17 protein-coding genes are annotated in these 21,015 nt (G+C 71.3%); 8 read left to right on the top strand and 9 right to left on the bottom strand.

The genetic code is table 11. From position 1 onward, the window contains the following. Positions 1-43: 43 nt before the first annotated feature. Positions 44-205: a hypothetical protein gene (locus tag GFH49_RS08915; RefSeq protein ID WP_196217902.1), complete on the top strand. Its 162-nt coding sequence runs from the start codon at positions 44-46 to the stop codon at positions 203-205. 263 nt (positions 206-468) lie between these two features. Here GFH49_RS08915 and GFH49_RS08910 read toward each other — a convergent pair whose 3' ends face one another. The 3 genes from GFH49_RS08910 to GFH49_RS08900 all read right to left on the bottom strand — a co-directional run bounded on the left by GFH49_RS08910 (position 469) and on the right by GFH49_RS08900 (position 7,627). Next, the gene (locus tag GFH49_RS08910) at positions 469-1,932 is read right to left on the bottom strand and encodes a glutamate synthase subunit beta (protein WP_155055260.1); all 1,464 of its coding nucleotides are present in this window, start codon (positions 1,930-1,932) and stop codon (positions 469-471) included. After that, positions 1,925-6,526 carry a glutamate synthase large subunit gene (gene gltB, locus GFH49_RS08905; protein WP_155055259.1) on the bottom strand — a complete coding sequence of 1,534 codons (4,602 nt, stop codon included), beginning with the start codon at positions 6,524-6,526 and terminating at the stop codon, positions 1,925-1,927. Before gltB ends, GFH49_RS08910 begins: the two co-directional genes overlap by 8 nt. A 369-nt stretch (positions 6,527-6,895) precedes the next feature. Beyond that, positions 6,896-7,627, bottom strand: coding sequence for a VIT1/CCC1 transporter family protein (locus GFH49_RS08900; RefSeq protein ID WP_155055258.1), 732 nt, complete (start codon positions 7,625-7,627; stop codon positions 6,896-6,898). 269 nt (positions 7,628-7,896) lie between these two features. Here GFH49_RS08900 and GFH49_RS08895 point away from each other — a divergent pair, with 269 nt between their 5' ends. The 7 genes from GFH49_RS08895 to GFH49_RS08865 are packed head-to-tail and all read left to right on the top strand — an operon-like array spanning position 7,897 to position 15,729. Beyond that, positions 7,897-9,042 carry an ADP-ribosylglycohydrolase family protein gene (locus tag GFH49_RS08895; protein ID WP_155055257.1) on the top strand — a complete coding sequence of 382 codons (1,146 nt, stop codon included), beginning with the start codon at positions 7,897-7,899 and terminating at the stop codon, positions 9,040-9,042. Then, the gene (locus tag GFH49_RS08890; protein ID WP_155055256.1) at positions 9,039-10,154 is read left to right on the top strand and encodes an ADP-ribosylglycohydrolase family protein; all 1,116 of its coding nucleotides are present in this window, start codon (positions 9,039-9,041) and stop codon (positions 10,152-10,154) included. The genes GFH49_RS08895 and GFH49_RS08890 overlap by 4 nt, the downstream gene beginning before the upstream one ends. A gap of 8 nt (positions 10,155-10,162) precedes the next feature. After that, the gene (locus GFH49_RS08885) at positions 10,163-11,338 is read left to right on the top strand and encodes an ADP-ribosylglycohydrolase family protein (RefSeq protein ID WP_155055255.1); all 1,176 of its coding nucleotides are present in this window, start codon (positions 10,163-10,165) and stop codon (positions 11,336-11,338) included. Continuing rightward, the gene (locus tag GFH49_RS08880) at positions 11,326-12,741 is read left to right on the top strand and encodes an ADP-ribosylglycohydrolase family protein (RefSeq protein WP_155055254.1); all 1,416 of its coding nucleotides are present in this window, start codon (positions 11,326-11,328) and stop codon (positions 12,739-12,741) included. Before GFH49_RS08885 ends, GFH49_RS08880 begins: the two co-directional genes overlap by 13 nt. Beyond that, on the top strand, positions 12,738-13,667 hold the full coding sequence (locus tag GFH49_RS08875; RefSeq protein WP_155055253.1) for a ribokinase: 930 nt from the start codon (positions 12,738-12,740) through the stop codon (positions 13,665-13,667). The genes GFH49_RS08880 and GFH49_RS08875 overlap by 4 nt, the downstream gene beginning before the upstream one ends. Next, positions 13,664-14,920, top strand: a complete 1,257-nt coding sequence (locus GFH49_RS08870; RefSeq protein ID WP_155055252.1) for a CaiB/BaiF CoA transferase family protein — start codon at positions 13,664-13,666, stop codon at positions 14,918-14,920. The genes GFH49_RS08875 and GFH49_RS08870 overlap by 4 nt, the downstream gene beginning before the upstream one ends. Further along, positions 14,917-15,729 (top strand): HpcH/HpaI aldolase/citrate lyase family protein, encoded by an 813-nt coding sequence (locus tag GFH49_RS08865; RefSeq protein WP_155055251.1) that lies wholly within the window; start codon positions 14,917-14,919, stop codon positions 15,727-15,729. The genes GFH49_RS08870 and GFH49_RS08865 overlap by 4 nt, the downstream gene beginning before the upstream one ends. 59 nt (positions 15,730-15,788) lie before the next feature. Here the strand turns inward: GFH49_RS08865 and lgt are convergent, their stop codons facing one another. The 6 genes from lgt to trpC form a co-directional block, all read right to left on the bottom strand. Next, entirely contained in the window at positions 15,789-16,796 is a 1,008-nt protein-coding gene (gene lgt / locus GFH49_RS08860) for a prolipoprotein diacylglyceryl transferase (protein WP_155055250.1), read from the bottom strand. An 81-nt stretch (positions 16,797-16,877) separates the two neighbouring features. Next, positions 16,878-17,651 carry a DsbA family protein gene (locus GFH49_RS08855; RefSeq protein ID WP_155055249.1) on the bottom strand — a complete coding sequence of 258 codons (774 nt, stop codon included), beginning with the start codon at positions 17,649-17,651 and terminating at the stop codon, positions 16,878-16,880. Between the two features lie 86 nt (positions 17,652-17,737). Next, positions 17,738-18,556, bottom strand: coding sequence for a tryptophan synthase subunit alpha (trpA, locus tag GFH49_RS08850; protein WP_155055248.1), 819 nt, complete (start codon positions 18,554-18,556; stop codon positions 17,738-17,740). Further along, positions 18,553-19,839, bottom strand: a complete 1,287-nt coding sequence (gene trpB, locus GFH49_RS08845; protein ID WP_155055247.1) for a tryptophan synthase subunit beta — start codon at positions 19,837-19,839, stop codon at positions 18,553-18,555. The genes trpA and trpB overlap by 4 nt, the downstream gene beginning before the upstream one ends. A 110-nt stretch (positions 19,840-19,949) precedes the next feature. Beyond that, positions 19,950-20,120, bottom strand: coding sequence for a tryptophan biosynthesis modulator TrpM (gene trpM, locus GFH49_RS41425; protein WP_155055246.1), 171 nt, complete (start codon positions 20,118-20,120; stop codon positions 19,950-19,952). A gap of 22 nt (positions 20,121-20,142) precedes the next feature. Continuing rightward, positions 20,143-20,952 carry an indole-3-glycerol phosphate synthase TrpC gene (gene trpC, locus GFH49_RS08835; RefSeq protein ID WP_155055245.1) on the bottom strand — a complete coding sequence of 270 codons (810 nt, stop codon included), beginning with the start codon at positions 20,950-20,952 and terminating at the stop codon, positions 20,143-20,145. Positions 20,953-21,015: the final 63 nt, after the last annotated feature.

Raw genomic sequence — 21,015 nt, 5'->3', positions numbered from 1 at the left:
GTGGCACGGCGGTCACGGCGCAGCCAGCGGTGCGAGCAGACGGGTGGCTGTGGCTCAGGCCGGTCGCGCGATCCCCTCCGCCCGTGCCGCGACCAGCCACTCGGGGAACTCGGGCGGGCCGCCTGCGGCTGCCGGCCGCGTACTGGCGGAGGACCACATCCAGGTGTGGCCGGAAGAGAACGGCGACGGCCGCGACGACGGCTGAGGACGTGCGACGGCGCCTGCCCGTTCGTCCGGTCGGGGACAAGGGGCAGGCGCCGCCTGCGGGGATCCGGGAGTGTCCCCCGGATGACCCCGCCCGTACGCCGTTGTACGGGACGTCTTTTCGCCGGGCTGCCAGACCAGCCGACTGCCAGACCAGCCGGCCTGTCAGACCAGCCGACTGCCAGACCAGCCGACTGCCAGACCAGCCGACTGCCAGACCAGCCGGCCTGCCAGACCAGCCGGGCTGTCAGACCAGCCGGGCTGTCACACCATCAGCGAGCGGTCCGTCGGCCGGATCGGCGCCGGCAGGTCGCTCGCGCCGGTCAGGAAGCGGTCGCACCCGCGGGCAGCCGAGCGGCCCTCCGCGATCGCCCAGACGATCAGCGACTGACCGCGGCCCGCGTCACCGGCGACGAAGACACCGGGGACGTTGGTCTGGAAGTCGCCGTCGCGGGCGATGTTGCCGCGCTCGTCGAGATCCAGGCCGAACTGCTCGACCAGGCCGTTCTCCCGGTCGGTGCCCGTGAAGCCCATCGCCAGCGTCACCAGCTGGGCGGGGATCTTGCGCTCCGTGCCCGGCTTCGGGGTCAGCTTGCCGTCGATGAACTCGACCTCGGTGAGGTGCAGCCACTGGACGTTGCCGTCCTCGTCGCCCTCGAAGTGGGTGGTGGAGACGGAGTAGACCCGCTCGCCGCCCTCCTCATGCGCGGACGTGACCTTGTACAGCATCGGGAAGGTCGGCCAGGGCTGGGCGACCGCGTTCCGCTCGTCGTTCGGGCGGGGCATGATCTCCAGCTGCGTCACGGAGGCCGCGCCCTGGCGGTGGGCGGTGCCCACGCAGTCGGCGCCGGTGTCGCCACCGCCGATGACCACGACGTGCTTGCCCTCGGCGGAGATGGGGGGCGTCACGAAGTCGCCCTCCTGGACCTTGTTGGCCAGCGGCAGGTACTCCATGGCCTGGTGGATGCCCTTGAGTTCGCGGCCGGGGACCGGGAGGTCACGCGCGGTCGTCGCACCGGCGGCGATGACGACGGCGTCGTACCGCTTCTTCAGGTCGGTCGCCTTGAGGTCGCGGCCGATCTCGATGCCGGTACGGAAGCGGGTGCCCTCCGCGCGCATCTGCTCGATACGGCGGTTGATGTGCCGCTTCTCCATCTTGAACTCGGGGATGCCGTAGCGCAGGAGGCCGCCGATGCGGTCCGCGCGCTCGTAGACGGCGACGGTGTGGCCGGCCCGGGTGAGCTGCTGGGCGGCGGCGAGACCGGCGGGGCCGGACCCGATGACCGCGACCGTCTTGCCGGACAGTCGCTCCGGCGCCTGCGGGGCGACGTCACCGGTTTCCCACGCCTTGTCGATGATCGAGACTTCGACGTTCTTGATGGTGACGGCGGGCTGGTTGATGCCGAGCACGCACGCCGACTCGCACGGGGCCGGGCACAGACGGCCGGTGAACTCCGGGAAGTTGTTCGTGGCGTGCAGGCGCTCGGACGCGGCGGCCCAGTCCTCGCGGTAGGCGTAGTCGTTCCACTCGGGGATCAGGTTCCCCAGCGGACAGCCGTTGTGGCAGAACGGGATGCCGCAGTCCATGCAGCGGCTCGCCTGCTTGCTGATGATCGGCAGCAGGGAGCCGGGGACGTAGACCTCGTTCCAGTCCTTCAGGCGGACGTCGACCGGGCGGGACGTGGCGACCTCGCGGCCGTGGTTGAGAAAGCCCTTGGGATCAGCCATTGGTCGCCGCCTCCATCATCTTCTCGGTGATCTCGGTCTCGGAGAGACCGGCTCGCTCGGCGGCGTCCTTGGCGGCGAGCACTGCCTTGTACGTACTGGGGATGATCTTGCTGAAGCGGTCCACCGCGGTGTCCCACTCGGCCAGAAGCTTCTCGGCGACCGTGGAGCCGGTCTCCTCCTGGTGGCGGCGCACCACGTCGTGCAGCCACTGCTTGTCGGTGTCGTCGAGGGCCTCGACGGCGCTGACGTTGCCGACGTTGACGTTGTCGCGGTCCAGGTCGATCACGTAGGCGATACCGCCGGACATGCCGGCCGCGAAGTTGCGGCCCGTCTCGCCGAGGACCACCGCGTGACCGCCGGTCATGTACTCGCAGCCGTGGTCGCCGACGCCCTCGGAGACGACCAGCGCACCGGAGTTGCGGACACAGAACCGCTCGCCCGTACGGCCGCGCAGATACAGCTCGCCGCCGGTCGCGCCGTACGCGATGGTGTTGCCCGCGATCGTCGAGTACTCGGCGAGGTGGTCGGCGTTCCGGTCCGGGCGGACGATGACGCGGCCACCGGAGAGGCCCTTGCCGACGTAGTCGTTGGAGTCACCCTCCAGGCGCAGCGTCACACCGCGCGGGAGGAAGGCGCCGAAGGACTGGCCGGCGGAGCCCGTGAAGGTGATGTCGATGGTGTCGTCGGGCAGGCCCGCGCCACCGAACTTCTTCGTCACCTCGTGGCCGAGCATGGTGCCGACCGTGCGGTTGATGTTGCGGACCTTGACCTGGGCGCGCACCGGCTGGGCGTCCGTCGCGGAGTCCGCGGCGAGCGCGTCGGCGGCGAGCTTGATCAGCTCGTTGTCGAGCGCCTTCTCCAGGCCGTGGTCCTGCTCGATCAGCTGGTGGCGCACCGCGCCCTCGGGCAGCTCGGGCACGTGGAACAGCGGCTCCAGGTCCAGGCCCTGCGCCTTCCAGTGGTCGACGGCCCGAGTGACGTCCAGCGTCTCGGCGTGGCCGACGGCCTCCTCGATGGAGCGGAAGCCCAGCTCGGCGAGGATCTCGCGGACCTCTTCGGCGATGAACTGGAAGAAGTTCACGACGTATTCGGCCTTGCCCGCGAACCGGTCCCGCAGGGTCGGGTTCTGCGTGGCGATGCCGACCGGGCAGGTGTCCAGGTGGCAGACGCGCATCATGACGCAGCCGGAGACGACGAGCGGCGCGGTCGCGAAACCGAACTCCTCGGCGCCGAGCAGCGCGGCGATGACGACGTCACGGCCGGTCTTGAGCTGACCGTCGGTCTGGACGACGATCCGGTCCCGCAGACCGTTCAGCAGCAGCGTCTGCTGGGTCTCGGCGAGGCCCAGCTCCCAGGGACCGCCGGCGTGCTTCAGCGAGGTGAGCGGGGAGGCACCCGTACCGCCGTCGTGACCGGAGATGAGCACCACGTCCGCGTGCGCCTTGGACACACCCGCCGCGACCGTGCCGACGCCGACCTCGGAGACCAGCTTGACGTGGATCCGCGCCTGCGGGTTCGCGTTCTTCAGGTCGTGGATCAGCTGGGCCAGGTCCTCGATGGAGTAGATGTCGTGGTGCGGCGGCGGGGAGATGAGGCCGACACCGGGGGTGCTGTGCCGGGTCTTGGCCACCCACGGGTAGACCTTGTGGCCGGGCAGCTGGCCGCCCTCGCCGGGCTTGGCGCCCTGGGCCATCTTGATCTGGATGTCGTCCGCGTTGACCAGGTACTCGGACGTCACGCCGAAGCGGCCGGAGGCGACCTGCTTGATCGACGAACGGCGGGCCGGGTCGTACAGACGCTCCGGGTCCTCGCCGCCCTCACCGGTGTTGGACTTGCCGCCGAGCTGGTTCATGGCGATGGCGAGGGTCTCGTGCGCCTCGCGCGAGATGCTGCCATATGACATAGCACCGGTCGAGAACCGCTTGACGATCTCGGAGACCGGCTCGACCTCGTCGATGGAGATCGAGGGGCGATCCGACGTGAAGCCGAACAGGCCACGCAGCGTCATCAGCCGCTCGGACTGCTCGTTCACGCGGTCGGTGTACTTCTTGAAGATGTCGTAGCGCGCGGTGCGGGTCGAGTGCTGGAGGCGGAAGACCGTCTCCGGGTCGAACAGGTGCGGCTCGCCCTCGCGACGCCACTGGTACTCGCCGCCGATCTCCAGCGCGCGGTGCGCGGGAGCGATGCCGGAGGCGGGGTACGCCTTGGCGTGGCGGGCGGCGACCTCCTGGGCGATGACGTCGATGCCGACGCCGCCGATCTTGGTGGCGGTGCCGTTGAAGTACTTCTCGACGAAGGCGTCGTCGAGACCGACGGCCTCGAAGACCTGGGCGCCGCGGTAGGAGGCGACCGTCGAGATGCCCATCTTGGACATGACCTTCAGGACGCCCTTGCCGAGCGCGTAGATCAGGTTCCGGATGGCGTGCTCGGCCTCGATGCCGGGGAGGAACGTACCCGCGCGGACCAGGTCCTCGACGGACTCCATCGCCAGGTACGGGTTGACCGCGGCGGCGCCGAAGCCGATGAGCAGGGCGACGTGATGGACCTCGCGGACGTCGCCGGCCTCGACCAGCAGGCCCACGTGGGTGCGCTGCTTGGTGCGGATGAGGTGGTGGTGGACGGCCGCGGTGAGCAGCAGCGAGGGGATCGGCGCGTGCTCGGCGTCCGAGTGGCGGTCCGACAGGACGATCAGCCGGGCGCCGTTGTCGATGGCGGCGTCGGCCTCGGCGCAGATCTCGTCGATGCGCGCGGCCAGGGAGTCGCCGCCGCCGGAGACCCGGTACAGGCCGGACAGGGTCGCGGCCTTCATGCCGGGCATGTCGCCGTCGGCGTTGATGTGTATGAGCTTGGCCAGCTCGTCGTTGTCGATCACCGGGAAGGGCAGGGTGACGCTGCGACAGGACGCGGCCGTCGGTTCCAGCAGGTTGCCCTGCGGGCCGAGGGAGCTGCGCAGCGAGGTGACCAGCTCTTCCCGGATGGCGTCCAGCGGCGGGTTGGTGACCTGCGCGAACAGCTGGGTGAAGTAGTCGAAGAGCAGGCGCGGGCGCTCGCTCAGCGCGGCGATCGGCGAGTCCGTGCCCATCGAACCGATCGGCTCGGCACCGGACTTGGCCATCGGCGCGAGGAGGACGCGCAGTTCCTCCTCGGTGTAGCCGAAGGTCTGCTGGCGACGGGTGACCGAGGCGTGCGTGTGCACGATGTGCTCGCGCTCGGGCAGGTCGGACAGTTCGATCTCGCCGGCCTCCAGCCACTCGGCGTACGGCTGCTCCGCCGCGAGCTGGGCCTTGATCTCGTCGTCCTCGATGATGCGGTGCTCGGCGGTGTCGACGAGGAACATGCGGCCGGGCTGCAGGCGGCCCTTGCGGACGACCTTGGCCGGGTCGATGTCGAGGACGCCGACCTCGGAGCCGAGGACGACGAGGCCGTCGTCGGTGACCCAGTAGCGGCCGGGGCGCAGGCCGTTGCGGTCGAGCACGGCGCCGACCTGGGTGCCGTCGGTGAAGGTGACACAGGCCGGGCCGTCCCAGGGCTCCATCATCGTGGCGTGGAACTGGTAGAAGGCGCGGCGGGCTGTGTCCTTGGAGTTCATGGACTCGTGGTTCTCCCACGCCTCCGGGATCATCATCAGCACGGAGTGCGGCAGCGAACGGCCGCCCAGGTGCAGCAGTTCGAGGACCTCGTCGAAGGAGGCGGAGTCGGAGGCGTCCGGCGTGCAGACCGGGAAGATCCGCTCCAGCTGGCCGGCGCCGAAGAGGTCCGACGCCAGCTGCGACTCACGTGCCCGCATCCAGTTGCGGTTGCCCTTGACCGTGTTGATCTCGCCGTTGTGCGCGACGAAGCGGTACGGGTGGGCGAGCGGCCAGGACGGGAAGGTGTTGGTGGAGAACCGGGAGTGCACGAGCGCGATCGCGGAGGCGAAGCGGCGGTCGGACAGGTCCGGGAAGAACGGCTCCAGCTGGCCGGTGGTCAGCATGCCCTTGTAGACGATGGTGCGGGCCGACAGCGACGGGAAGTAGACGCCGGCCTCGCGCTCGGCGCGCTTGCGCAGCACGAAGGCCTTGCGGTCGAGGGCGATGCCCTCCGAAGCGCCGTCGGTGACGAAGATCTGCCGGAAGGCCGGCATCGTCGACCGGGCGGTGGCACCGAGCAGTTCGGGGGCGACCGGGACTTCGCGCCAGCCGAGGACGGTGAGCCCCTCGTCGGACGCGATGGTCTCGATCCGCGAGACGGCGTCGTCCGCCGCGTCCTCCGGCAGGAAGGCGATGCCGACGGCGTACCCCCCGGCCTGCGGCAGCTCGAATCCGGCCACCTCGCGGAAGAAGGCGTCGGGAACCTGGGAGAGAATGCCGGCGCCGTCCCCCGAATCGGGCTCGGAACCGGTGGCGCCGCGATGCTCCAGGTTGCGCAGAACCGTGAGCGCCTGCTCGACCAGCGCATGGCTCGCCTCACCGGTGAGGGTGGCCACAAAGCCGACGCCACAGGCGTCGTGCTCATTGCGGGGGTCGTACATACCCTGCGCAGCAGGGCGAGCATCCATGAACGACCAGTTCTGGCCATTCGCGGAGTGCTGGGACGGCTGGCGCGGCGTACGCATCGGCTCTCCCGTCGTCGTCAACTTGGCATATGCAGGTGCCGAGGGACGACGCTGGCCCTCTGCGTGAGTGCAAAATTTCGTGCAGGTTACATGATGGAGCGGTTCTCGGGAACCGGATAAGCCGGTCCAACATGCGGACGCCGCGGTCGCGGCGGGGGTACCGCGCACGGCGGCGGAAGCGATGGGGACCAAAGCGGACAGATCGATGCCCGCCGGTCCGAGGGGCCAGGGGCTGCGTCGTCGCCGACCCCGCGGGTACGCGGCAGGCCTCATTGCCCACAGCGCTTACGGCTCATGCCCGGTGGTTAAGCAATCGAAACCAGCGAGTAACGGCTACTTATACGGTCCCACGCATAAGTGCGAGTCCATTCATCCTACGGCGGTTCCCAGCAGGCTGCCCAGGGCGTACGTCACACCGGCCGCCGCACCACCGAGCGCGAGCTGCCTGAGGCCGCTGAACCACCAGGTTCGCGCCGTCACCTTGGCCACCACGGCACCGCACGCGAACAGCCCGGCCAGCGCGAGCAGCACAGCCGGCCACAGCGCGCTCGCACCGAGCAGATACGGCAGTACGGGCAGCAGGGCTCCCAGCGCGAAGGAGCCGAACGACGAGACGGCGGCGACCGGCGGCGACGGCAGATCACCGGGGTCGACGCCCAGTTCCTCGCGGGCGTGGATCTCCAGGGCCTGCTCGGGATCGCGCGAGAGCTGCCCCGCCACTTCCCGCGCCAGCCGGGGCTCGACCCCGCGCGCTTCATAGAGCGCCGCGAGTTCGGCCTCCTCGTCCTCGGGGTGCTTGCGCAGTTCCCGCCGCTCCACGTCCAGTTCCGCCTCGACGAGTTCGCGCTGCGAGGCGACGGAGGTGTACTCACCGGCAGCCATGGAGAAGGCGCCGGCGGCGAGACCCGCGAGACCGGCGATGGCGACGGTCCGCTGACCGGCCGCGCCGCCCGCCACACCGGTCATCAGGGCGAGGTTGGAGACCAGGCCGTCCATCGCACCGAAGACGGCGGGGCGCAGCCAGCCGCCGTTCACATCCCGGTGGGTGTGGTTGTCGCGGTGCGCCGCATGGAGCGCCGCTTCGGTTCCGATGATGGCCATGCCGGGCCCCCCAGAGCTATGGTAAGGCTAAGTTTAGACTAATTCCACTCTTTGACGACACAAAATTTACGCCTCCGATTCCCCTCTCGCCAGCAAGGAAACCCTCACTAACCTGCGGCTTCACCATCGAGCGCTCATTCGATGCGAATCCCGCACAGATGTCGACCGGGTGACACTGGGGCACCCGACGCTCTCCCGGCCCCCTCCGGTGGGACACATCAGCAAAGGGCTCCGCGCCCTGGGAGGAGCCCCCGGAGGAGAGGCCCCCTATGGCATCGATCGCCTGCGTTCCCTCGGCCCCGGCGCCCGGGAACGCCGCCGAACTCCGCGACCGGGCACGCGGCGCGCTGCTCGGCCTCGCCGTCGGCGACGCCCTCGGAGCCCCCGCCGAGAACATGAAGCCCTCCGAGATCCGCGCCCGCTGGGGCCGTATCACCGGTTACGTGGCCGAGAAGCCGGCCGGCACGGACGACACGGAGTACGCGATCTTCTCCGGCCTGCTGCTGGCCCGCCACGGCAGCGCCCTCACCCCGGCCCATGTGGAGACGGCCTGGCACAAGTGGATCGCCGACAGCGACGAGGGCCCGTTCCGCGGCGCCGGCTTCAGCGAACGCGGCACCCTGGAAAACCTCCGCCGCGGCCTCGCCGCCCCCATCTCCGCCCAGCACCGCCACGCCTGGAGCGACGGCCTCGCCATGCGCGCGGCCCCCTTCGGCGTCTTCGCCGCGGGCCGGCCGGCCGAAGCGGCCCGCCTGGTGGCCATCGACGGCTCGGTGAGCCATGACGGCGAGGGCATCTACGGCGGCCAGGCGGTCGCGGCCGGGGTGGCGGCGGCGATGGCGGGCGCCCCGGCGATCGCGGTGGTCGCGTCCGCCCTGGCCGTCGTCCCGGACGACTCCTGGACGGCCCGCTCCCTGCGCCGCGCCGTCGCCGTCGCCCACCGCGGCGAACGCGCCGTCCGCTCCGCGGTCGTCATCGGCGGCTACCCCTGGACCGACCTCGCCCCCGAAGCCGTCGCCCTCGCCTTCGGCGCCTACGCCGCCGCCGACGGCGACTTCGTCCAGGCCGTACTGACCGCCGTGAACATGGGCCGCGACGCAGACACCACGGCAGCCGTCGCGGGCGCACTCGCCGGCGCGACCCGGGGCGCGTCCGCCATCCCCTCCGACTGGGCAGCGGCCATCGGCCCGGCCCGCGGCAGCTGCCTGCCGTCGATGAGAGGCCACCATGTGCTGGACGTGGCGGACCTGCTGACGGCGGAAGAGGACGCGGAGGCAGCCGTACGGCAGGACGATCTCGTAGCACCGGACGGTGTCGTACGACCGGATGCTCTCGTACGACTTGAGGGGCGGGCGGAGTCCGACCCGGTGGCCCTCTATGTCCTGACCGCCGACGAGGACGAGGTGCGGCCGTGACCCGGCGGGTGGAGGGGCTGTTGCTGGGGCTGGCCGCGGGGGATGCCGCCGGTTGGCCGGCCGCCCGGCACCGAGCGGCCCGGATGCCCGAGTGGACCCGCCGCCTGACGCGCGAACTGGACACCTTCGCGGAGCAGAACGCCACGACCACGCTCCCCGTGCCGATCGCGCTGAACCAGCCCCCGGAACCCCTCCGCCTCGGCCCGTCCGACGACGCGGAGTGGGCGGTGTTCGCGGCGGAGGCCGTGCTGCGGGCCGGGGACGACAGCGCACTGGGCGACCTGAGCCGGGAGCGCCGTACGCGGGCCGCCATCGATCTGACCTGGAACGCGGTCGCGAGCGAGGTCGCCGCGGCGGCCGAACGCGCCCCCGAGATCGAGTCGGCGGTACTCCCGCTGCGCGCCCGTATCTCGGTCCGGGCGGGGCTCGGCAACCTGGCCACCGGACTGCGCCCGCCCGCCACCGGCCACGACAACCCGCACTACTTCGACGACGCGGCGTGCGTACGGGCCTGTGTGCTGGCCGTGGCCCACCCCGGCGCCCCCGAACTCGCCGCCTCGCTCGCCGAGTTCGACGCCCGCTACACCCAGGACGGCGACGGAGTGCACGGCGCCCGGGCGATGGCGGCGGCACTGTCGCTGGCGCTGGTGGGAGCGGAGGTCGAGGCTTGTGCGCGGGTGGCCCTCGCGGAACTCCCCGAGTCCACCGAGGTCGGCCGCAACGCCCGCCATGCGCTGAAGCTGGCGGCCGACGCCGAGAGCGCCTTCGCGCTGATCCCGCTCCTGGAGCACCAGATCGTCGACCACGTCTACAGCTACGGCATCGCCGCCGCCGAGACGGTCCCGGTCGCCCTGGCCCTGGCGACCGCGGCGCACGGCCGGATCGCCGAGGCGGTCCCCGCGGCGGCCTGTCTGTCCCGGGTCGCGGACTCGGCCCCGGCCCTCGTCGGTGCCCTGACCGGAGCGCTGGGCGGCGGCGCGGCGATCCCGGCGGCCTGGCGGGACACCTGCCGCACCCTCTCCGGCTGCGTCCTGCCCCGCCTGACCGGCACCGACCTGGTGGAACTCGCCGAACTCCTGGAAGCCGCACAACCGGCCCCACCGGGAGGATGATTCGGGGCATGACGCCCAAAGGAGAAGAAACCTCAGCGATCACCCTGCCGGAGCGGATCACCGGCGCCCTGGTCGGAGCGGCCGTCGGCGACGCACTCGGCGGCCCCGTCGAGGGCTACTCCCCCGCCCAGATCCTCGAACGTCACGGCGGACGCGTCCACGGCATCGTCGGCCCCTGGAACGGCGACGCCTGGCGCACCGCCCGCCCCATCGCCCCGTACCACAAGGGCGACGGACACGTCACCGACGACACCCTGCTGACCCACGCGCTGGTACGGGTGTACGCCCAGGTCCGCGACCACCTGGACGCGTACGCGATCGCCGAGCACCTGGTGCCGGACCTGATGACGAACCCGCGCTGGATCCCGGAGCTCCAGTCGGAGGCGCTGCCGCTGCACAGGATCTTCCTGGCGGAGAAATGGCTGGTGGCGAGGTTGCACTACGGCCATGTCGACCCCCGCGAGGCAGGCGTCGGCAACATCGTCAACTGCGGAGCGGCGATGTACACGGCCCCGGTCGGCCTGGTCAACGCGGCCAACCCGACGGCCGCGTACACCGAGGCCCTCGACATCGCGGGCGCCCACCAGTCGTCGTACGGCCGCGAGGCGGCGGGCGTCTTCGCGGCAGCGGTCGCCGCGGCCTGCACACCGGGCGCGACACCGGACACGGTCGTCACGGTCTGTCTGTCCCTGGCGCAGGACGGCACGCGGGCGGCGATCGAGAAGGTCTGCGAAGTGGCCTCCGCTCACTCGGAGTTCGAGTCGGCGCTGACACCGCTACGGGAGGCGATCGCCCCGTACGACACGGTGGGCCCCGACTACCGGCAGCCCTCCCTGGGCGCCCGCCGCCCGTCCCGTCTGCACGCGATCGAGGAACTCCCCATCGCGCTGGGCATGTTGCTGGTCTCCGGCGGCGACTACCGCACGGCTGTCCTGGGCTCCGTGAACTACGGCCGCGACTGCGACTCCATCGCCACGATGGCGGGCGCGCTGTCCGGCGCCCTGGGTTCTGAGATCCCGGCGGACTGGTCCAAGACCGTCTCCGAAGCCAGCCGCCTGGACCTCTGGGAACCCGCGACGACGCTGGCCCAGGTCACCCGGGAGATCTTCGAACGGGACGTCCGACGACACCGGGCCCATGAGCAGGCGATGGCCGGGTTGGGGGTGCCGGCATGCTCCGACTGACCTGGGTCCAGCCGGAGGACCTGCTCGGCCATGAGCTGCGTCAGGCGGCCCTGGACGGCCGCGAGCCGTCGAGGATCGCGGCGCGGTGGCAAGCGGCGGGCGGAGACGAGGCCCCACTACGGGCCGGAGCATCCCCGGATCGGCCCTCGCGGTACCTGAGACAACTGGCAGAGGACTTGCTGGACGAACTGGCGGACCTGCCGAGCAGTTTGGCGGATCAAGAGCCGACGGACCTACAGAAGATCAAGCTCAGCGCTGCTGCTGAGCTGCGGGCATACGTGGGCGCAGGCGGCACCCCGTCAGCGCCGGGCCGCGCGACCCACCCCCGCCCAGCCACCACGCAGTCGCGCCTGGAAGCGGCCTGGCTGGGCAGAGCCGCCGGGTGCCTCCTGGGCAAGCCGGTGGAGAAACTCCCCCTCCACGCCATCCGCCAACTGGCGAAAGCCACCGGCAACTGGCCCCTCAGCACATACTTCACCGCCAAGGGACTCCCCCCGGACCTCGCAGCCGAGTACCCCTGGAACCGCCGATCCGCAGCAACCTCCCTCGCCGAGAACATCGACGGCATGCCGGAGGACGACGACCTCAACTACCCGCTCCTCAACCTCCTCCTGCTCCAACGCCACGGCAAGACCTTCACCACCGAAGACGTGGCCACCCTCTGGCTCGACGAACTCCCCGCAGGCCGCACCTTCACCGCCGAACGCGTCGCCTACCGCAACCTCCTCACCGGCATCGACCCCCCACACACGGCCCGCCACCGCAACCCCTTCCGCGAATGGATCGGCGCCCTGATCCGCGCCGACGTCCACGGCTGGACGAACCCCGGCAACCCGGCCGCCGCCGCGGAACAGGCCCACCGTGACGCCACCCTCACCCACACGGCGAACGGCGTCTACGCGGCGATGTTCACGGCGGCCGTCATCGCCACGGCCGCCACCGGCACGCGGGACATCCACACGTGCCTACGCGCGGGCCTGACGGTCATCCCCCCGGACTCCCGCCTCACAAAGGCCATCCACCACGCCGTCCGACTGGCCGAGGACCACACCGACTTCGAGACCGTCGTGGACGAGCTGCACACCACCTACGCCGCCCACCACTGGGTCCACGCCATCCCCAACACCGCCCTGATCACCGCCGCCCTCACCCACGCGGACGGCGACTTCACCACCTCCGTCTGCCGTGCCGTCTCCGGCGGCTGGGACACCGATTCCAACGGTGCGACGACCGGCAGCATCGCCGGCCTCCTCGCCGGCTCCCCCACCGCACTCCCCGACCGCTGGACGGCCCCCCTCAAAAACCGTCTGGCCACGTCCGTCGGCGACTTCAACGGCACCGGCTTCGACACCCTCGCCCATCTCACCCAAGCCCTCACCCACCTGGAGGCTGCTCGCCCATGACCCACATCGCCGTACTCGGCAGCACGAACACGGACCTGGTGGCCTACGTCGAGAAGGCTCCACAGCGCGGCGAAACAGTGACCGGCCGCGCATTCCGCACGATCCCCGGCGGCAAGGGCGCCAACCAGGCGATCTCCCCCACTCTCGGCTTCGCTCGACCGGAGGGACCCCCACCTGCCCGCGCGGGCGCCACCGTCTCGGTGATCGGCGCGGTCGGCAACGACGGCCTCGGCAGCCGGCTGCGCTCCACACTGGAGCACTCCGGCGTGGACACCGACCACCTGCACACCACCGAGGGCCCCTCCCGCACCGCCCACATCGTGGTGGACGACGAGGGCAGCAACGCGATCGTCGTGATTCCCGGTGCGAACGGCACCGTCGACCACCTCGCCCCCGGCGACGAGGGCCTGATCGCCGCCGCCGACGCCCTGCTCCTCCAACTGGAGATCCCGCTCGCCGCGGTCCTCGCCGGCGCCCGGACGGCACAGGCCCACGGCGTCCGTACGATCCTCACACCCGCCCCGGCCCGGCCCCTGCCCCCAGAACTCCTCGCCGCCATCGACCTGTTGGTCCCGAACGAGCACGAGGCGGCCACGCTCACCGGCGTCCCCGACCCCCGCGCCGCCGCATACGTCCTGCTCGACCAGGTGCCGGAAGTGGTCATCACGCTGGGTCCGGCCGGCTGCCTGTACGCGGCCCGCGGCCAGGAGCCGGTCACCGTCCCGGCGCCGAAGGTCACCGCCGTGGACTCGACCGGCGCGGGCGACACCTTCGTCGGCGCCCTCGCGGTGGCCCTCACCGAGACGCGCCCCATGCGGGAGGCCCTGGCGTGGGCCGCCGCGGCGGCCGCACTGTCCGTTCAACGAGCGGGAGCGTCGGCGTCGATGCCGACCCGCCAGGAGATCGAAGCGCAGTTCACGTCATGACCGAACCCCGCACCGTGCCGTCCACGACCGCACCCAGTACCTCATCCCGTACCGCACCCCGCACCGCACCCCCTTTGACCGGCCTCCGCGTCCTCGACCTGGCCACCCTCTTCGCGGGCCCGCTCGCCGCGACCCTCCTCGGCGACTTCGGCGCCGAGGTCATCAAGGTCGAGCATCCGACGAAACCGGACCCCGCCCGAGGCCACGGCCCGGCGAAGGACGGAATCGGCCTGTGGTGGAAACTCCTCGGCCGCAACAAGCACACGATCGCCCTGGACCTCTCCAGGCCCGGCGGCCGCACCACCCTCCTGCGCCTCGCCGCCACCGCCGATGTCGTCATCGAGAACTTCCGCCCCGGCACGCTGGAGAAATGGGATCTCGGCTGGCCGGAGCTGTCGGCCGCCAACCCCCGCCTCGTCCTCACCCGCGTCACCGGCTTCGGCCAGTTCGGCCCCTACGCCCACCGCCCCGGCTTCGGCACCCTCGCCGAGGCGATGAGCGGCTTCGCCGCGATCACCGGCGAGCCCGACGCACCCCCGACGCTCCCGCCGTTCGGCCTCGCCGACTCGATCGCGGGTCTGGCGACGTCGTACGCCGTGATGACCGCACTCGCCGCCCGCGACCGCACCGGCACGGGCCAGGTCGTCGACATGGCCCTCATCGAACCGATCCTGACGGTGCTCGGACCGCAGCCGACCTGGTACGACCAACTCGGCTACGTGCAGGAACGCACCGGAAACCGGTCCGCCAACAACGCCCCGCGCAACACCTACCGCACCGCGGACGGCACCTGGGTCGCCGTCTCGACCTCGGCCCAGTCGGTCGCGGAACGCGTGCTGCGTCTCGTGGGCCGCCCGGACCTGATCGACGAACCCTGGTTCGCGACGGGCGCCGACCGGGCCCGCCACACCGACGTCCTCGACGAGGCGGTCGGCGCCTGGATCGCCGAACGCCCCCGCACCGAGGTGCTGGCCGCCTTCGAGAAGGCGGAGGCGGCGGTGGCCCCGATCCAGGACGTACGGGAGGTGATGACCGACCCGCAGTACCAGGCCCTCTCCACGATCACCACCGTCGACGACCCGGAGCTGGGCCCGCTGCGCATGCAGAACGTCCTCTTCCGCCTCTCCGACACCCCCGGCGCGATCCGCTGGACAGGCCGCCCGCACGGCGCGGACACGGACTCGGTCCTCACCGGACTCGGCCTGACAGCAGCCGAGTTGGCGGCACTGCGCAAGGAGGGCGCGGTACGGTGACCTTCCCCCTGACCTGGCTCTACGCCCCCGGCGACCGCCCGCACGTCGTCGCCAGGGCCCTCGCCTCGGGCGCCGACGTGGTCGTGATCGACCTGGAGGACGCGGTCGCCCCGGACCGCAAGGAGTACGCCCGCGCGGCGACCGCCGAACTCCTCTCCGCTCCCCAGCCGGTCCCGGTCCACGTCCGCGTCAACGCCCTGGACAGCCCGTTCGCGGCGGCCGACCTCACGACACTGGCACCTCTCCCGGGCGTGTCGGGCCTGCGCCTCCCCAAGGTGACCACCCCCGAGCAGGTCGTCCGCATCGCGGAACGCCTCTCCGGCCCACCCCTGTACGCCCTCCTGGAAACCGCCCTCGCGGTCGAACACGCCTACACGATCGCGTCCGCCCACCCCTCACTCCACGGCATCGCCCTGGGCGAGGCGGACCTACGGGCCGATCTGGGCGTACGGCACGACGCGGGCCTGGACTGGTCCCGCTCCCGCGTGATCGTCGCCGCCCGCGCGGCCGGTCTCCCGCCGCCGGCCCAGTCGGTCCACCCCGACACCCGCGACCTGACCGGCCTGACCGCGTCCTGCGCCCACGGCCGCAGCCTCGGCTTCCTGGGCCGCGCCGCCATCCACCCCCGCCAGCTCCCCGTCATCGAACGCGCCTACCTCCCCACGGAGGAGGAACTGGAACACGCGGAGAAGATCGTCAAGGCGGCCACCGCGGACCCGGGCGCCCAGGCCCTCGCGAACGGCATCTTCATCGACGCGGCCGTGCTGGCGGGAGCCCAGCGAACGCTGGCTCTCGCGCGCCGACGCTGAACACACAAGGAGGGCGCCCGCATCGCTGGGGGCGCCCTCACCGACGGAGAACCAAACCGTCAGGACTTCTTCGCGGACCCGGACCCGGCCTCGGTCCCGTCCTTCGCGGCGTCCTTCACGTCGTCCTTTGCGTCGTCCTTTGCGTCGTCCTTCGCGTTACTCTTCGCGTCGTCCTTCGCATCCGAGTCGTCCGACTCGGCCTCGGCCGCACTACCGCTACCGCTGCCGCTGCCGCTGTCGGAATCCTCGGAGGCCCCGGGTTCGACGATCTCCTCCCGCCCCGGGCGCCGCTTCGCCGACACCACGATGTACGCCACCGCGAGCAGGAACACGATCAGGGCGGTCCAGTTGTTGAGGCGGAGGCCCAGGATGTGGTGGGCCTCGTCGACCCGCATGTCCTCGATCCAGAACCGGCCGACGCAGTACGCGGCGACATACAGCGCGAAGGCCCGCCCGTGCCCGAGCTTGAAGCGCCGGTCGGCCCAGATGACGAGGACCGCGACGCCGATGCACCACAGCGACTCGTACAGGAACGTCGGGTGGTAGTACCCGGGGATCCTGCCGTCCGAGGAGGACGTGATGTGCAGGGCCCAGGGGAGGTCGGTCTCCCGCCCGTACAGCTCCTGGTTGAACCAGTTCCCCCAGCGCCCGATGGCCTGGGCCAAGGCGATACCGGGGGCGATGGCGTCTGCGTAGGCGGGCAGCGGGATGCCGCGGCGGCGGCAGCCGATCCACGCACCCAGCGCACCGAGCGCGATCGCGCCCCAGATACCGAGGCCGCCCTCCCAGATCTTGAAGGCGTCCACCCAGTCGCGGCCCTCGCTGAAGTACAGCTCGTAGTCCGTGACCACGTGGTAGAGCCGACCGCCGACGAGGCCGAACGGCACGGCCCAGACAGCGATGTCGGCCACCGTGCCGACCCGCCCGCCCCGGGCGACCCAGCGCCTGCCGCCGAGCCAGACCGCGACGAAGACACCGATGATGATGCAGAACGCATAGCCGCGCAGCGGAATGGGGCCGAGGTGGATCACCCCGCGCGACGGGCTGGGAATGTAGGCAAGTTCCATGGCAAGGTCGACGCTACCCTGCCGGGCCGCGCCTACGGCAGGCAGCCCGGCAACGGGTGCGTAACGGGCGGGCGCCCGCACTCACGCCTTGTTCGCCTCCTGCACCAGTTGCTTCAGTTTCGCCGGTGTCATCGACTGGTCCTGGAGGATGTTCTTCCCGTCGAGCAGCACGGTCGGCGTGCCGCTGAAGCCGCCGTCCTGGAAGGCAGCCGCGGACTTCTCGACCCAGCTGTTGTACGTGCCCTTCTCCACGCAGCTGCGGAAGGCGGGGGTGTCGAGGCCGTCGACCTTGGCGGCCAGCTCGATGAGCTTGCTGTTCTCGCCGTAGGCGTCGTCGGTCTCCGGCGGCTGGTTGTCGTACAGCACGTCGTGGTACGCGGGGAACTTTCCGGCGTCCTGGGCGCAGGCCGCGGCGCCCGCCGCGTTGCGCGAGCCGGTGCCGCGCATATTGCCGTCGATGATCGTCGCGAGGCGGTACTCGACTCTGAGCTGCCCGGAGTCGGTCAGTTCATGGATCGTCGGGCGGTACACCGTCTCGAAGGACTTGCAGGCCGGGCAGCGGAAGTCCTCCCACACCGTGAGCGTCGACTTGGCGCTGTTCTGGCCGACCGGGATGGCGAGATTGTCCTCGCCGTTCGCCCCCGAGGGCGCCACGAGGGGGCCCGCGCTCTCGCTGTCGTCCTTGCCCGCGTTCGCCGCGACGACGCCGATCACCGCCGCGAGCCCCAGGACGCAGACGACGCTCGCGCCTACGATCAGCGCACGTCGCCGCTTGTCGGCCGCCTTCTGCTTCTCCCGCTCGACCGCCAGCCGCTCCCGGGCGGTCCGCTTTCCGTCACGATTCTTTTCGCTCACACCCGCAGAACGAACCGGGGAGGCGCAGCGCGCCTCCCCGGCCTCAGGTCCACCCTTACGAGGGATCCGTATGAAATCCTGCCTGGTTACGCCTGTCCGCGCACGCCCTTCGCCAGCTCACCAGCGAGTGCGCGCACGGCCTCGACACCGGCCGCGTCGTCAGGCGCGTCCAGCATCCGCTTGACGAAGGCCGAGCCGACGATCACGCCGTCGGCGAAGCCGGCGACCTCGGCGGCCTGCCCGGCGTTGGAAACGCCCAGGCCGACACAGACGGGCAGGTCGGTGCCGGTGGCCCGGGTGCGCTCGACCAGGTCCTGCGCCTGCGCGCCCACCGACTCGCGGGTGCCGGTGACGCCCATCAGCGAGGCGGCGTAGACAAACCCGCTGCCCGCCGCGGTGATCTGGCCGAGCCGCTCGTCCTTGCTGCTGGGCGCCACCACGAAGACCGTCGCCAGACCGTGCTTCTCGGCGTGCTCCCGCCACAGCGCCGACTCCTGAACGGGCAGGTCGGGCAGGATGCAGCCCGCCCCGCCCGCCTCGGCCAGCTCGGCGGTGAAGCGCTCGACGCCGTAGCGGTCGATCGGGTTCCAGTACGTCATCACGAGCACCGGCTTGCCGGTCGCCTCGTACGCCTCGCGCACCGTGCGCATCACGTCGGCGATCTTGACGCCGCCGCGCAGCGCGATGTCGTCGGCGGTCTGGATGACCGGACCGTCGAGGACCGGGTCGCTGTGCGGCAGCCCGACCTCGACGACGTCGGCGCCGCCGTCGAAGACGGCCTTGATCGCCTCGATGCCGCCGTCGACGGTCGGGAAGCCGGCCGGGAGGTAGGCGATGAGGGCGGAGCGGCCCTCGGCCTTGGCGGCGTGCAGGGTGTCCGTCAACAGCTGGATGTTTCCGCTCACTTGGCGTCCCCCTGAATCTCGGCGGCATCGCCGCCCGCGTCGGCGGCGACCTCGGCGTCGGTGTCGTACAGCCCGAAGTAGCGGGCGGCGGTGTCCATGTCCTTGTCGCCGCGGCCGGACAGGTTGACCACGATCAGCCCGTCCTTGCCCAGCTCCCGGCCGACTTCGAGCGCGCCGGCGAGCGCGTGCGCGCTCTCGATCGCCGGGATGATGCCCTCGGTCTGCGACAGCAGGCGCAGGGCCTGCATGGCGGCGTCGTCGGTGACCGCGCGGTACTCGGCGCGACCGCTGTCCTTGAGGTAGGAGTGCTCGGGTCCGATGCCGGGGTAGTCCAGACCGGCGGAGATCGAGTACGGCTCCGTGATCTGGCCCTCCTCGTCCTGGAGGACGTAACTGCGGGAGCCGTGGAGGATGCCGGGCTCGCCCGCGGTCAGGGTCGCCGCGTGCTCGCCGGTCTCGACGCCGTGCCCGGCGGGCTCGCAGCCGATGAGGCGTACGTCCGGGTCCGGGATGAAGGCGTGGAAGAGGCCGATGGCGTTGGAGCCGCCGCCGACGCAGGCGATGGCGGCGTCGGGGAGACGGCCCGCGCGCTCCAGGAGCTGTCGCCGGGTCTCTACGCCGATCACGCGGTGGAAGTCGCGGACCATGGCGGGGAAGGGGTGCGGGCCGGCGACCGTGCCGAAGAGGTAGTGGGTGTGGTCGACGTTCGCCACCCAGTCGCGAAACGCCTCGTTGATGGCGTCCTTGAGGGTGCGCGATCCCGACTTCACGGCGATGACCTCGGCACCGAGCATGCGCATGCGGGCCACGTTGAGGGCCTGGCGCCGGGTGTCGATCTCGCCCATGTAGATGGTGCATTCGAGGCCGAACAGCGCGCAGGCGGTCGCGGTCGCGACGCCGTGCTGACCCGCCCCGGTCTCGGCGATCACCCGGGTCTTGCCCATGCGCTTGGTGAGCAGGGCCTGACCGAGCACGTTGTTGATCTTGTGCGAGCCGGTGTGGTTGAGGTCCTCGCGCTTGAGGTAGACGCGGGCGCCGCCCGCTTCCGCGGCGAAACGAGGGACCTCGGTGAGCGCCGACGGGCGGCCCGTGTAGTTGATGAGCAGGTCGTCCAGTTCGCGGGCGAACTCGGGGTCGTGCTTGGCCTTGTCGTACTCGACGGCCACCTCGTCGACGGCGGCGACGAGGGCCTCCGGGATGAACTTGCCGCCGAACGCCCCGAAGTAGCCTTCGGGGCTGGGGATTTGACCCTGGGGGTCGGGGATGAAGAAGTCGCTGGGCATGCGTGTACCTCACGGTGAGTGTGTGGAAAAGACACTGATCGCCGTGGGGGCGGAGGCTGCTTGTTGGCTGCGGGCCCGTTTGGGCTGGTCGCGCAGTTCCCCGCGCCCCTTTAGGCCTGCTGCCATCGACGGCCGTTTACCTGCCCAGGTTCATCACCGATGACGTACCGCACCCGGCGACCGTGCACCCGACGCGCCGGCGCACGGCAGCCGCGGGGGCGGCAGCCGCGCGCGAGGCGGGCGTGCCGGTCCACGGTCGTCACGGTCAACGAGAGAGTCATCGGCGCTAACCCTACCGGGTGATCAGCCCCGGCCGTGGCGGAGTGCGGGGTGTGCGCCCGCCGCCACCAGATCGGCCACTGCTGTCTTCGGGTCCTTGCCGGTGACGAGGGACTCGCCGACGAGAACGGCGTCGGCGCCGGCATTGGCGTAGGCGATGAGGTCGTGGGGGCCGCGGACGCCGGATTCGGCGATCTTGACGATGCCTTCGGGGATCTCGGGGGCGACCCGCTCGAAGGTGCCGCGGTCGACTTCGAGGGTCTTGAGGTTGCGGGCGTTGACGCCGATGACCTTGGCGCCGGCGTCCACGGCGCGTTCGACCTCGTCCTCGTCGTGGACCTCGACGATCGGGGTGAGGCCGATGGACTCGGCGCGCTCGACGAGGGACTCCAGGGCGGGCTGGTCGAGGGCGGCGACGATCAGCAGGGCGACGTCGGCGCCGTAGGCCCGGGCCTCCCAGAGCTGGTAGGAGGTGACGATGAAGTCCTTGCGCAGCACCGGGATGTCCACGCGGGCGCGGACGGCCTCCAGGTCGGCGAGCGAGCCGCCGAAGCGGCGCTGTTCGGTGAGGACGGAGATGACGGCCGCGCCGCCCGCCTCGTAGTCCGCGGCGAGTCCGGCCGGGTCGGCGATGGCGGCCAGCGCGCCCTTGGAGGGGCTGGAGCGCTTGACCTCGCAGATGACCTTGACGCCGTCCCCGCGCAGGGCGGCCAGACCGTCCTTGGCCACGGGGGCCTTCGCCGCGCGCTCCTTGAGCTCGTCGAGGCTGACGCGCGCCTGCCGCTCCGCGAGGTCGGCACGGACTCCGTCGATGATCTCGTCGAGCACACTCACGCGAGCGGCCCCCTTCCAGGCGGTTGACTGTTCAAACTGTTGGGCTTTCCACCGATCCGGCCT

This window comes from Streptomyces blattellae, assembly GCF_009709555.1.
Lineage (GTDB): Bacteria > Actinomycetota > Actinomycetes > Streptomycetales > Streptomycetaceae > Streptomyces > Streptomyces blattellae.
The sequence above is the reverse complement of the archived record's forward strand: the minus strand, read 5'-3'. Positions and strand labels throughout refer to the sequence as shown.

Coding starts and splice junctions, on each gene's coding strand:
- GFH49_RS08910 (WP_155055260.1), bottom strand. CDS start 1,932: ATGGCTGATCCCAAGGGCTTTCTCAACCACGGCCGCGAGGTCGCCACG.
- gltB (WP_155055259.1), bottom strand. CDS start 6,526: ATGCGTACGCCGCGCCAGCCGTCCCAGCACTCCGCGAATGGCCAGAAC.
- GFH49_RS08900 (WP_155055258.1), bottom strand. CDS start 7,627: ATGGCCATCATCGGAACCGAAGCGGCGCTCCATGCGGCGCACCGCGAC.
- GFH49_RS08895 (WP_155055257.1), top strand. CDS start 7,897: ATGGCATCGATCGCCTGCGTTCCCTCGGCCCCGGCGCCCGGGAACGCC.
- GFH49_RS08885 (WP_155055255.1), top strand. CDS start 10,163: ATGACGCCCAAAGGAGAAGAAACCTCAGCGATCACCCTGCCGGAGCGG.
- GFH49_RS08880 (WP_155055254.1), top strand. CDS start 11,326: ATGCTCCGACTGACCTGGGTCCAGCCGGAGGACCTGCTCGGCCATGAG.
- GFH49_RS08875 (WP_155055253.1), top strand. CDS start 12,738: ATGACCCACATCGCCGTACTCGGCAGCACGAACACGGACCTGGTGGCC.
- GFH49_RS08870 (WP_155055252.1), top strand. CDS start 13,664: ATGACCGAACCCCGCACCGTGCCGTCCACGACCGCACCCAGTACCTCA.
- lgt (WP_155055250.1), bottom strand. CDS start 16,796: ATGGAACTTGCCTACATTCCCAGCCCGTCGCGCGGGGTGATCCACCTC.
- trpB (WP_155055247.1), bottom strand. CDS start 19,839: ATGCCCAGCGACTTCTTCATCCCCGACCCCCAGGGTCAAATCCCCAGC.
- trpM (WP_155055246.1), bottom strand. CDS start 20,120: ATGACTCTCTCGTTGACCGTGACGACCGTGGACCGGCACGCCCGCCTC.